Source organism: Nocardioides sp. (assembly GCF_035481145.1).
GTDB lineage: Bacteria > Actinomycetota > Actinomycetes > Propionibacteriales > Nocardioidaceae > Nocardioides.
Window position 1 is genome coordinate 1 of record NZ_DATIHB010000096.1, and the last position, 11,402, is coordinate 11,402.

At 72.0% G+C, this 11,402-nt stretch carries 14 protein-coding genes and 1 pseudogene; 7 read left to right on the forward strand and 8 right to left on the reverse strand.

What is annotated here, in order from left to right; genetic code table 11:
- Together VLF38_RS08585 and VLF38_RS08590 are read right to left on the reverse strand one after the other, a co-directional pair.
- A pseudogene (locus VLF38_RS08585) lies at positions 1-241 on the reverse strand (hypothetical protein); the annotation flags it as partial.
- 50 nt (positions 242-291) lie between these two features.
- Entirely contained in the window at positions 292-1,077 is a 786-nt protein-coding gene (locus VLF38_RS08590; RefSeq protein ID WP_325270852.1) for a lytic transglycosylase domain-containing protein, read from the reverse strand.
- 158 nt (positions 1,078-1,235) lie between these two features.
- On the opposite strand from VLF38_RS08590, the gene VLF38_RS08595 reads away from it, so the two are divergent.
- The 3 genes from VLF38_RS08595 to VLF38_RS08605 are packed head-to-tail and all read left to right on the forward strand — an operon-like array spanning position 1,236 to position 2,370.
- On the forward strand, positions 1,236-1,592 hold the full coding sequence (locus VLF38_RS08595) for an Rv2175c family DNA-binding protein (RefSeq protein WP_325270853.1): 357 nt from the start codon (positions 1,236-1,238) through the stop codon (positions 1,590-1,592).
- Positions 1,592-2,095 carry a ribonuclease domain-containing protein gene (locus tag VLF38_RS08600; RefSeq protein WP_325270854.1) on the forward strand — a complete coding sequence of 168 codons (504 nt, stop codon included), beginning with the start codon at positions 1,592-1,594 and terminating at the stop codon, positions 2,093-2,095. The genes VLF38_RS08595 and VLF38_RS08600 overlap by 1 nt, the downstream gene beginning before the upstream one ends.
- Positions 2,092-2,370, forward strand: coding sequence for a barstar family protein (locus VLF38_RS08605; protein WP_325270855.1), 279 nt, complete (start codon positions 2,092-2,094; stop codon positions 2,368-2,370). The genes VLF38_RS08600 and VLF38_RS08605 overlap by 4 nt, the downstream gene beginning before the upstream one ends.
- Before the next feature lie 48 nt (positions 2,371-2,418).
- Here the strand turns inward: VLF38_RS08605 and VLF38_RS08610 are convergent, their stop codons facing one another.
- Together VLF38_RS08610 and VLF38_RS08615 are read right to left on the reverse strand one after the other, a co-directional pair.
- Positions 2,419-3,180 carry a hypothetical protein gene (locus VLF38_RS08610; RefSeq protein ID WP_325270856.1) on the reverse strand — a complete coding sequence of 254 codons (762 nt, stop codon included), beginning with the start codon at positions 3,178-3,180 and terminating at the stop codon, positions 2,419-2,421.
- Positions 3,181-3,429: 249 nt separating this feature from the next.
- Positions 3,430-4,530, reverse strand: coding sequence for a polyprenyl synthetase family protein (locus VLF38_RS08615; RefSeq protein ID WP_325270857.1), 1,101 nt, complete (start codon positions 4,528-4,530; stop codon positions 3,430-3,432).
- A gap of 32 nt (positions 4,531-4,562) precedes the next feature.
- Here VLF38_RS08615 and metF point away from each other — a divergent pair, with 32 nt between their 5' ends.
- Positions 4,563-5,441 (forward strand): methylenetetrahydrofolate reductase [NAD(P)H], encoded by an 879-nt coding sequence (metF, locus tag VLF38_RS08620; protein WP_325270858.1) that lies wholly within the window; start codon positions 4,563-4,565, stop codon positions 5,439-5,441.
- Between the two features lie 13 nt (positions 5,442-5,454).
- On the opposite strand, the gene VLF38_RS08625 is transcribed toward metF, so the two are convergent.
- Genes VLF38_RS08625 through VLF38_RS08635 form a run of 3 tightly spaced genes read right to left on the reverse strand, consistent with a single transcriptional unit; the run spans position 5,455 to position 7,724 of the window.
- On the reverse strand, positions 5,455-6,756 hold the full coding sequence (locus VLF38_RS08625; RefSeq protein ID WP_325270859.1) for an NAD(P)/FAD-dependent oxidoreductase: 1,302 nt from the start codon (positions 6,754-6,756) through the stop codon (positions 5,455-5,457).
- Between the two features lie 18 nt (positions 6,757-6,774).
- Positions 6,775-7,365: a DUF4126 domain-containing protein gene (locus tag VLF38_RS08630; RefSeq protein WP_325270860.1), complete on the reverse strand. Its 591-nt coding sequence runs from the start codon at positions 7,363-7,365 to the stop codon at positions 6,775-6,777.
- Positions 7,365-7,724 (reverse strand): ArsC/Spx/MgsR family protein, encoded by a 360-nt coding sequence (locus VLF38_RS08635; RefSeq protein ID WP_325270861.1) that lies wholly within the window; start codon positions 7,722-7,724, stop codon positions 7,365-7,367. Before VLF38_RS08635 ends, VLF38_RS08630 begins: the two co-directional genes overlap by 1 nt.
- 106 nt (positions 7,725-7,830) lie before the next feature.
- Between VLF38_RS08635 and VLF38_RS08640 the strand changes: the two genes are divergently transcribed.
- The 3 genes from VLF38_RS08640 to VLF38_RS08650 all read left to right on the forward strand — a co-directional run bounded on the left by VLF38_RS08640 (position 7,831) and on the right by VLF38_RS08650 (position 9,378).
- Positions 7,831-8,265 (forward strand): SAV_6107 family HEPN domain-containing protein, encoded by a 435-nt coding sequence (locus tag VLF38_RS08640; RefSeq protein ID WP_325270862.1) that lies wholly within the window; start codon positions 7,831-7,833, stop codon positions 8,263-8,265.
- Positions 8,266-8,297: 32 nt separating this feature from the next.
- Positions 8,298-9,020 (forward strand): methyltransferase domain-containing protein, encoded by a 723-nt coding sequence (locus VLF38_RS08645; RefSeq protein WP_325270863.1) that lies wholly within the window; start codon positions 8,298-8,300, stop codon positions 9,018-9,020.
- 85 nt (positions 9,021-9,105) lie between these two features.
- On the forward strand, positions 9,106-9,378 hold the full coding sequence (locus VLF38_RS08650) for a DUF3040 domain-containing protein (protein ID WP_325270864.1): 273 nt from the start codon (positions 9,106-9,108) through the stop codon (positions 9,376-9,378).
- On the opposite strand, the gene VLF38_RS08655 is transcribed toward VLF38_RS08650, so the two are convergent.
- The coding region (locus tag VLF38_RS08655; RefSeq protein ID WP_325270865.1) for a DUF3488 and transglutaminase-like domain-containing protein at positions 9,345-11,402 on the reverse strand (2,058 nt) is incomplete at its 5' end. The two genes, VLF38_RS08650 and VLF38_RS08655, sit on opposite strands and share 34 nt — an antisense overlap.

Genomic DNA, 11,402 nt, shown 5'->3' on the forward strand with positions numbered 1-11,402 from the left:
CAGCCGCCCGGGCCTCCCGCACGAAGCGCTTGGCGAAGTCGTCGTCGGCCGATCCGTCGCCCATGCCCGGATGCATGACCTTGACCGCGACGACCCGGTCGAGCCGGACGTCGGTGGCCTCGTAGACGGACGCCATGCCACCGCGCGCCACACGGGCGCCGATGCGGTAGCGACCATCCAGCAGACGCCCGATCAACGGGTCGCTGGGGTCCCGTTCGACTCGAGGATCCACGGGCGTCATCGTACGGATGCCGGGGCGCTCTGGCCGTGCGGCACCCCGGCGAGCCGTCGTCAGGCCGGGCGCCAGCCGCTCTCGAGGCGACGCTTCAGGTACTGCACGTTCGCCACGTAGCGCTCGGTCTCCCGGTAGAGGCCGTGCTCACGCACGGCACCCAGGCCCTGGTAGTACGCCGCGATCTGGTGGCGCTGCGTGCGCGTGTTGTCGTCGAGCACCTTCAACAGCAGTACGCCGGCGAGCACGTTGTCGCGCAGGAGGGTCAGCTTCAACGGTCGTCCGGCGTACATGCTCATCCAGGTGCCGGTGGTCGGCAGCACCTGCATCGCGCCGATCGCGGAGGCCCAGGAGACGTGGTGCATCTGCCAGCCGGACTCCTGCCAGGAGATGGCGAGGGCGAGCTCGGGGTCGACGCCGTGCGCGCGGGCGGTGCGGACGATCGCCTTGCGCACCGTCGCGCGGGAGGGGTCGGCGTGCTTCCACGTGCGTGACGTCGCCTTGGGCGCCTTCGCGCGCGCCGGGGGCTTCTTCGCCTTCGCTGCCCTCTTCGGCTGGTCGAGGCGCGCTGTCACCTGGGGGATCACGATGCGTTGTCCGACGTACAGATGGCCGTCGGGGCCGAGGTGGTTGTGGCGGATCAGCTCCGCGGTCCAGGCGCGATAGCGCACCGCGAGCCCGGTGGCGGTCTCGCCGGCGCGGACCGTGTGAGGCGTCATGGTGCGCCCCGGGGGCAGGTCGCCGTGGCGGGCCTGTGCGGGCGCGGCGACAGCGAGGCCGGCGCCCACGACGGCGGTCGTGAGCACGCCGGACAGCAGGCGGGAGATCGTGCGGGTGGAGGTCATGGACCTTCCCTTTCGTCAGACCGCGCGGCAGTGGGAGCCCGAGCTGCTCCCCGGAAAATGGCCCGAACGGCCGATTGACAGTAACCCGTGGGTCTGCTGGGACTCAAGGGACTGGAGTGAAAAACAGGGAGTGGGCCTCGCCATGAAAGACTGACCGCGTGACTGCTGATCTCTCTGTCCTCGTCGATGACTGGCTCGACTGGCACGGCGCTGCCAAGGCGCTCGGCGTCAGCGTCAACCGTGTGCGCACGATGATCAGGGAGCACTCCCTCGCCGGTGCGGTGCCGGTCGAGGGAGGTGGCCAGCGGGTCCCCGCCCTCTTCATCCAGGACGGTCAGGTCGTCAAGGGTCTGCCGGGCCTGCTCACGGTCTTCCACGACGGCGGCTGGACCGACCGCGACTGCATCGAGTGGATCTTCACCGACCAGGAGCTCCCGGGCCGTCCGATCGACGCCCTTCGCGAGAACCGTGGCAGCGAGGTCCAGCGCCGCGCCCGGGTCGAGGCCTTCAGCTGATGGCGCGATCGCCGTTGCCGCTGCCCACGCGCCTGCCGCGGACCAAGGGGCAGTGGGTGATGGCGGTCCTCGCGGTCCTCGTCGCGCTCGCCTTCTGGTGGTGGCAGGAGCGCGTTGATGCTCCGCCCACCGCTGATCGCGAGCCGGACCGGCCCGCCGCGAGCGCGACGGTCGCCCCGCACGACGGCGGGACGCCGCGCAACGCGTCGGTCGACCCCGAAACCGGCCTCCCGCTCGTCGAGGTCGAGGACCTGCCCGACGAGGCCGAGGAGACGCTCGAGCTCATCGACGACGACGGCCCGTTCCCGTACGACGAGGACGGCACCGTCTTCGGCAACTTCGAGGGAATCCTTCCTGACCACGTGCGCGGCTACTACCACGAGTACACCGTCGAGACCCCCGGACTGAACCACCGCGGTCCGCTCCGCATCGTCACGGGTGACGAGGACGAGTACTTCTGGACCGAGGACCACTACGCGTCGTTCGCGAGGATCCAGCGATGAGAATGATTTCCCTCGACACGGCCGGCCTGACCACGCGCGACGAGGTGCTGGTGAGGCTCGGGGAGGCGCTGGAGTTCCCCGACTACTACGGCCGCAACCTCGACGCGCTCGCCGACTGCCTGCGTGATGTCAACGAGCCGACACGGCTCGAGTGGTCGGGATGGCAGGACCTGCAGGCGAGCGATGCCACCTCCTTCGGCCGGGTGATGCTCGTGCTCGACGACCGGGCGGACGTCGCGCCGGAGTTCACGGTCTTCCTCGTCGACGCCGACTGACCGACACCGACCGGCCAGGCACCGTACGGTACGGACACGTATCCAACATCAACGCCGATCCGCCTGCCTGCCAGCACTCGCGGCGTACTGAAATGTGTCCCGACGCGCTCGCCCCAGAGCGACGGCGGCGATGAGCTGCTCGCGCACGATGTCGGGGCGGTACATCACGTCATGCCACAACAGGCGCACGACGATCCAGCCCTCCAGCGCCATGCGGGTGTAGCGCCTGACGTCCTTGCGCCACGCATCCTCGTCGCCGTGCCACAGCCAGGATTCGCACTCGACGGCGATGCCGAGCCGATGGTCGACGAGGTCGCTGTGGTCGTTGCCGCCGACCCAGCCCTGGGCGACGACGCAAAGACCGGCCACGTCCTGTGCGATCGCGCGGGCGACGCTCTCGAAAGGGTTGGCCGCCCTGCCATCGGCGAGGTGGAGCACTCGCTCCACACGGTCACGTCCGCGGACGAGGCCCGCGGCCATCTCCAACAGCAGGCCTTGGTCGACCTCTGGCCGCCGGAGGGCTGAGTCCGCCACGGACAGTGCCTCATCGAAGGGCAGCGTCAGCGCGCAGTCGATCACTGTTGCATGCCGCTCCAGCACGAAGCCCTTCCGCTGGTCCACGGGGACGTCGCGCCGCCGGGTGAGTGCTCCGGACACGGCCCGTCCGCGGTTGCGCGGCACGATGATGATCGGCTTGACCGGGTCGTGCTTGACCTTCCAGTTCCAGTGGCGTGCGGCACTCAGGCCACCCAGCGCGCCGTCTGACTGGCGGGCCAGGGCGATGGCTTCCCGTGCGCCGGGCAGGCTCACCCACCCGCGTCGCGGCACGACGAGCGCGCGTCCGGCCAGGGCACGGTCGACGACGCGACGTGCGACAACGTCATGCAGCTCGGCGCGGCGGATGGTGCCGCCCGCTCGGCGTACGACGTCGACAGGATCCATGCCCGGAGCCTGTGCTCGTCCGGACACACTCGCGGCCCTGTGAGCGGAGACCTGTGGACGAATCGGACGCCGACGGCACCTGTGTGTCCAAACCGGCTCGCCGGGCCCACCGACTGACTAGGTCGTACGCCGGGTGGCCGCGGCCGCGAGGTCGCGCAGCGTGCCCTTGGCGGCACCATCGAGGGGTGCTGCCTCGAGCGCGGCCAGCGACTGCGTCGTCAGGGAGTCGATGAGCTCCTCCACGCGGGCATCGGCACCGGCGTCGGTGATGATCCGGCGCAGCTGGTCGACCATGGGCACGTCGAGGGGAGTGCCGAGCGACTCGTCGAGCACGGTCGCCTCCGGCGAGGGTGCCGACGCCAACGCCATCGCGACGAGCACCGTGCGCTTGCCCTCGACCAGGTCGTCGCCAGCGGGCTTGCCGGTCAGCTCGGGGTCGCCGAAGACGCCGAGCTGGTCGTCGCGCAGCTGGAACGCCTCGCCGAGCGGCAGGCCGAACGCGGTCAGCGCCTCGATCTGCTCGGCAGAGGCTCCGGCGAGTGCGGCGCCGATGTGGAGGGGACGCTCGACGGAGTACTTGGCCGACTTGTAGCGCAGCACCGTCATGGCCGTGTCGACGTCGGCGGCACCGCGTGCCTGCACGGAGACGTCGAGGAACTGGCCGGCCACGACCTCGGAGCGGCACAGGTCGAACATGTCCAGCGCCGGGGCGACCTCGGCCAGGGGCAGGCCGCAGCGGCGGAGCAGCTCGTCGGCCCAGGTCAGCAGCAGGTCGCCCAGGAGGATCGCGGCGGCCGCGCCGTACTGCTGGGCGTTGCCGTCCCAGCCCGCCTCGGTGTGGGCGGCCTCGAAGATCCGGTGGCTGGCGGCGCGGCCGCGGCGGGTGTCGCTGGCGTCCATGTAGTCGTCGTGGACCAGGGCGCTCGCGTGGAGCAGCTCCAGCGAGGCACAGGCGCGCAGCAGCGCGCGATCGGTCGCCTCGTCACGGGCGGCGGGACGCACGGCGGTGTAGCCCGCGTGGCAGAACGCCGCCCGCAGGCGCTTGCCGCCCGTGACCGCGATGCGCGCCTCCGTGACCAGCGCGGCGGCGTCCGGCCCGAGGGGGGCGAGGCGCTCGGCCTGCTCGTCGAGGAAGTCGTCCAGGACCGCTTGCACGTCCTCCCGGAAGCGCGCAGGATCGAAGAAGTCGGAGGTGGACCCAGAGGTGGACGGCGGCACGGTTCGAGCCTAGCGATCCCTACGATGGGGCCATGACGCAGGCCGTACGCAGCATCGGGGACCGGATCCGCTCGGGGGAGCGGTCGTTCTCCTTCGAGTTCTTCCCGCCCAAGGACGAGGCGGGCGAGACGCAGCTGTGGAACGCCATCCGTGAGCTCGAGTCCTACGGGCCGACGTTCGTCTCCGTGACCTACGGCGCAGGCGGCTCCACGCGTGACCGCACGGTCGACATCACGCGCCGCATCGTCGAGGAGACCTCGCTGCTCCCGATGGCGCACCTGACGTGTGTGGGCCACACCAAGGACGAGCTGGACGAGATCCTCACGGCGTACGCCGGCGCGGGTGTCACCAACGTCCTGGCACTGCGCGGCGACCCGAAGGAGGGGCCGCGCGCCGCGTGGACCCCGACCGAGGGCGGTTTCCAGCACGCGGTGGAGCTCGTGCAGCTCGTCTCCTCGCGCGGGCAGTTCAGCGTCGGCGTCGCCGCCTTCCCCGAGGGCCACCCGTCGGCCGCCTCGCTCGATCACGACGCGGAGGTCCTGGTCGAGAAGGCCCGCGCCGGCGCCGAGTTCGCCGTCACCCAGATGTTCTTCGATGCGAAGGACTACTTCGCCCTGGTCGAGCGGGTCCGCGCGCACGGCGTCGACATGCCGATCCTGCCGGGCATCATGCCGATCCTGAACCTCAGCGCCATCGCCAAGCAGGGCGAGCTGATCGGCACCTCCGTGCCGCCCCATGTCGTGGCGACCTTCGACGGCCTCGAGGAGCCGGCCGAGATCCGGGCCAACGGCATCCGCCTGGCCACCGAGCTCTGCCGCGACCTGCTCGCAGGCGGCGCTCCGGGCCTGCACTTCTACACGCTCAACCGCTCCAGGGCCACGCGCGAGATCTTCGAGGCACTCGAGCTCTGAGCCGCGCTCGACCTCAGGCCGGCCCGATCTCCTGCGCCACGAGGCTGGCCGAGAGCCCGACCCAGGGGAGCCCGGAGCCCGGCGTCGCGTTGGCGCCCGCTGCGTAGACTCCCGCGACCGGGGTGCGCGTGCCGAGGCGGTGACGGAGCGTGTCGCGCCCCTGCCACAGCACCCCGAGCGGGGAGCTCCCCAGGCCGGCGACCTGTGCCCGCGGCGTACGGTCCACGCGGCTGACGACGTTGCCGCGCACGTTGACGCCCATCCGGGAGAGCGCGAGCACCATGTCCTCGGACAGGTGGCCGCGGCCGAGCAGCGTCCAGGCGTGGCAGCCCTCCGGGGCGGTGCCGCCGGTGCGGACCACGATCGTCGGGTCGCCGTGGAAGACGGTCTCGGGCCCGAGGTCCGGCACGTCGCCGTCGAGCCCGAGGTGGACGACGTACGGCGGGATGGCCGGCATCGTCTTCACGACGTACGGCGCGAGGATGGGGATGCGGCGCGGGTCCACCGCGCAGACCACCGTGTCGGCGTCGACCTCGCCGGCACCGGTGGCGACCGCGACGGCACGGCCGTTGCGCACGACGACATCGGTCACGGCGGTCTCGAGCTCGACGGTGACGCGGCGCGTCGCGAGCCGGTCCGCGAGCGCCCCCGCGAGGCGCGCCATGCCGCCGGGCACCGTCCATGCGCCGAAGTTCTGCTCGACGTACGCGTGGACGCCCATCCAAGCGGGGACGTTGCGCAGGTCGTGGCCGTCCATGAAGAACGGGTGTCCCGACACGAGGCGGAGCCGCTCGTCGCGCAGCTCCTTCTTCAGGCGCCGGGCGAGCATCGTCCGGGACTGCAGCCGGTCGACGACCTCCTTGCCGGCGATCTCGGGTCGCCAGGGCCGCTCGAGGTACTCCCGCCGGACGACCTCCCAGTCGTCGGCGAAGCCGGCCACGTGGTCGCACCACTGCTGGCCGAGGCCCGCACCGAGCTCCTCGAAGGCGTCGTACTGCACGCCGCGGGAGCCGCCGCGAAGCGTCACCGTGCTGCCGTCGGCGAACCAGTGCTCGCGTACCTCGTCGCGCGCGACGAGGTCGATCTCCTTCTCCAGTGGCCGGCCGGACTTGCGGAAGAGGTCGCGGATGACCGCGGGGAGCAGCGTCATCGACGGACCGGCGTCCCAGCTGAAGCCGTCGGCCTCGACCGTGTCCAGCGCACCACCGAGCCGCGCGCCCTGCTCGAGGAGGGTGACGTCGTGGCCGAGCTTGGCGAGGCGGGCTGCGGCGGCCATGCCGCCGAACCCTCCGCCGATCACTGCGATGCGTGCCATGGGCGCTGAACCTAGCGGTCAGGCCGTCGCGGCAGGGAGGCGGTCCTTGCCCTTCCAGCGTCGCCAGCCGCGACGGACGTACTTCAGGACCAGGTAGAGGACCACGAGGCCGACCAGGAGCAGGACGGCCGCGATCGATGCGGCGATCCACGGATGCTGCAGCGCGACGAGTGCGACGCCGAGGACCGTGACGTCCTCGCCCAGGCTGGCCACCACGTTGGTGAACGGTTCGGGGGAGGTGTTGATCGCCAGCCGGCTGCCGCTCTTGACGGTGTGGGAGGCGAGGGCGGTGCTGCCACCGAGGACACCGCTGATCGCGGCGTCGAGGCTGTCCGCGTCGCCGGCCAGGAGCACGCCGATCACCGCGCCGACGGTGGGCCGGATGGCGGTGGAGATGGCATCCCACGTCGAGTCGATGTAGGGGATCTTGTCGGCGACGAACTCCGTGGCGTAGAGGGTGGCCGCGACGACGAGGACCTCCCAGCGTCCGAGGACGTGGGGGATGTCGTCGACGCCGAGGCGCTGTGCGACGCCGAGCACCAGGACGACGAGGTAGCTGTTGATGCCGCTGGCCCAACCACTGGTGAAGGCCATCGCGAGTGAGTCCATCAGCCCGCCTCGATGACCCTTGCGAGGCTGTCGGCATCGCGGCCCACGACCGTCGTGCCGTCCGTCGCGGTGATGATCGGGCGCTGGATCAGCCGGGGGTTGTCGGCGAGGAGTCGGACCCAGCGGGCACGTTGGCGCTCGCTGCGCTCGGGCAGCTCGACGCCGAGCTTCGGCGCATCCGCCGTCCGCGCGATGTGCCACGGCTCGACGCCCAGGCGCGCGATGACGTCCTCGAGGTCGGCGACGGTCGGCGGGTCCTCGAGGTAGCGCCGGACGGTGTATGCGGCACCGGCCGCGTCGAGCTCGGAGACGGCGGTGCGGCACTTCGAGCACGCAGGGTTCAGCCAGATCTCGATCATGCGGCCGACTCTAGGACCTCACTGTCGGAGGTCGGGTGTAGCGTTCGGGTCATCGAACACCTGTTCGAACACGCCGAGGGTCGACACACACGAAGGAGCTCCGCCGATGATGCTGCTGCCGGCCACCACCCACGCCTACCTCGAGCGCTCCGCGGAGTCGCTTCGCGAGGCGATCATGACGCCCGACGTCCCGGCCCGCTACGCCCACGCGCACGTCGCCGCGCTGCGTGCGGCCGCGGCGCTGCTGGCCGCGCGGGCTCACCCCGACCCGCGCAAGCGGCGGCAGAAGAACGCATGGGTCCTGCTCGCCCAGGTGGCGCCCGAGCTGGGGGAGTGGGCGACGTTCTTCGCTGCGGGTGCCTCCAAGCGCGCAGCTGCTGAGGCTGGTTCGACGCGGTCGGTGACCGAGCGTGAGGCCGACGACCTGGTCCGCGAGGCCGACCGCTTCCTCTCCGTCGTGGAGCAGGCGCTGGGCCTGGCGCCGCACACGTCGGTCGAGGAGGAGATCGTCTTCCGGCCCGCCCTGCGCGCCGGGGCGTGAGTCACGTGTCGCCCACCACTACTGTGGGCGCCATGGCTGGCACCGATCGCCGCGCGACCGTCCTCTGGGCGGCGCTCGAAGACATCCTCGACCGGTTCCCGGGTGCCACGGTGCTCGACATCGGCGGGGGCACGGGCGGTTTCGCCGTGCGCATCGCCGAGCGCGGCCACCAGGTCCGGGTGATCGATCCCAGTCCCGACGCCCTTGCGGCGCTCGGTCGTCGGGCGGAGGAGCGCAGCGTCGCCGACCGGATCACGGCGGAGCAGGGCGACCTCTCCGACCTGGCGACGCTCGTGCCTGCCGGCAGCGTCGACGTGGTGCTCTGCCACGGCGTGCTCGAGATGGTCGCCGACCCCTCGGCCGCCCTGGCCACGATCGCTGGATGCCTGCGTCCGGGCGGCACGCTCAGCCTCCTCGTCGCCCAGCGCCACGCGGCCGTCATCGCGCGGGCGATGGCAGGGCACTTCCAGCAGGCCCGTGAGCTCCTGGAGGGTGGCCCCGGTGCTGCGCCGTCCGGCCCGCGTGGAGCCGGTCGCCGTTTCACCTCCGCCGAGCTCGAGGAGCTGCTCCGCGCGACCGGCTTCGCCACGGCCTCGCGGCAGGCGATCCGGGTCTTCAGTGACCTCGTTCCCGGCGCCCTCCACGACAACGAGCCGGGCGCTGCCGATGCGCTGGCCGAGCTCGAGAGGGCCGTCGCGTCGGTGCCGGAGTTCCTCCCGCTCGCCAGCCAGGTGCACCTCTTGGCCCAGCGCTGAAAAAATGAGGGGAGCGGGTACCCCGACTTGAGGTGGCCCGCCTAGACTGGACCGTGACCGAACCATCATGCAGGGAGGAGGGGCCGTGCCACTCTCGGAAGAAGAGCTTCGGCTGCTCGAGCAGATGGAGCGGGCGCTCAGCGAAGAGGACCCGAAGTTCGCCTCCACGCTTCGCGGCAGCACGCTTCGGCGCGCCGCTCGCCAGCGCGCGATCCTGGCCGGCCTGGTCTTCTTCGGCGGCATCGCCCTGCTGATGACGGGCGCCGTCACCGAGATGATCCCGGTGGCTGTCTGCGGCTTCGTGGTCATGCTCGCCAGCGCGACCTACGCGCTGTCGGCCCTGCGCAGCCGTCCCTGACCGATCACTGACCGCGGCCACCACCGTGCCCGGCGTACGTCGCGGGGTGCGGCATCCGCACGCAGCGCGGCCACGCAGGCCTCGACGTCCGCTGAGGTCGCGTCGCCATGCCCTTCGGGGGCGTACCTCGCCAGCTCGACGCTGTGGACCAGCCGCTCGAGCGCGGCCCGGGTAGGCAGCGGGTCGGCACCGTCGAGCCGGGGCAGCAACCGGCTTGCGGTGACGCGTGGGGAGGACCCCGCGGACCACGGGATTCCGAGGTCGAGCACACTCGCGTGCAGCTCGGTCCACCAGTCCTCCACGTCGTCCGACCCGAGCCGACGCGTGCGCTGGGCGCGCCGGAGGAGGCGAGGCAGGCAGCCCGCCAGGGCGACCAGGACCACACCACCGAGGGCCGTCGGCACGCGCCAGCCGACGCCCTCGTCTGCCGATGCGGTGGCGGTCGGGTCCGGCGCACGCGGATCGGGACGAGGGTTCGCCGACGGCGCGGCGCTCGGCGAGGCACTGGTGCTCGATGACGGCGTGCGCGGGGGACGGGACCACGACGGGACCGATCCGGTGTGTGAGGTCGGTGTCGGCTCGAACCCGACCCAGCCGACCCCGCGGAACCAGACCTCCGGCCACGCGTGGAGGTCATGGGCGCTGAACTCGTAGGTCCCGCTCGCGTCGCGCTCCGGCCGCAGGAATCCGACCGAGACCCGGGCCGGGATGCCGAGCTCACGGGCGAGCAGGGCCATCGAAGCGGCGAACTGCTCGCAGTAGCCCGAGCGAGAGCGGCGGAGGAAGTCGCCGAGCGCGGCGAAGCCGTTGCCCGGGGCCGTGGCCGTCGAATAGGTGAAGTTGCGCTGGAAGAACTCCTGGAGGGCCGCTGCCCGGGCGTAGTCGGTGGTCGCGTCGCGGGTGATCTCCGCGGCGAGGTCGCGCACCCAGCCGGGTCGTTCGGGAGGCAGCGCCGTGAACGCGCCATCCGGCGACGGGTCGGCCGTTCCGCTGCGGGCGAGCTCCTCAGGAGAGATCTCGGGGAGGTACTCGACGGCGGTGTAGGTCTCGCCGGCCGTGGTGCCCGGGGCGCCCGCGCGGTGGACGTCGAGATGATCGCGGTCGAAGCGCCAGTCGGCGCCCGCGCTGAGGGAGAGCGCCCACCGTGGTGTGGGCAGCCAGTCCGAGGCGAACGAGCTGGAGACCTGCACCGCCCATGGGACCTGGCGCCCCGGTAGGTCGAGCGCGGGCACGTCGGGCAAGGGTCCGGTCGCGGCGTTGGCGCGCGGCCAGGACCGGCTGCCCACGCGCCACGACTGACCGTCGAACTGGTCGAGCACGCTCAGCCGGACGTACGACGGGACAGGAGAGCCGTCGGGGACGGTGACGTGGACCAGGTCGATGTCGTCGCCGCGGGTGAGGTTGCGCTGCAGGTCCGCGACAGGGTCGGTGAGCGAGACCGTCGCACCCCGTCCCGGTCCGGACCCGGGCAGGGTGAGCGCCGATCGATGCGGCAGCACGGACGGCAGCAGTACCGCGGCGAGAACGGTCACCGCCCCGATCACGACAGCAGGAGTCGCGGGACCGACCCGGTCGAGCCAGGGCCCGTAGACCGGACGCCCCCACCGGTGGCGCTCTGCGGTCTGGTCGGCCGCGAGGAGCCCGAGCCAGACGAGGGCCGCGACCACGAAGTGCAGCCACCCGGTCGCGGTGCCGAGGATGCTGACCGGCAGCACCCAGGCGGCGAGGAGGGGGAGGCTGGCTGCGAGTGTCCGGCGCAGCGAGACCGCAACGAGGTCGACGACCAGATGGATGGCCACACCTGCCGCGAGCAGGAGGGGAAGGATGCTCGGCACGTCGCCGGGGACCGGGGCGGGGTACTCCCGCGCAGAGTCCACCGCGTGCAGCACCGCCTGGACGGCGTCGCGCAGGGAGGTGACCGTCGGCAACCAGCCGCTCCCGAGCTGTGCCTGCAGGACGAGCAGCGCGGTCAGCAGCTGGCCGCAGAAGGCGAAGGGCCACTCGAGCCCGAGCCGGCGCAGGCC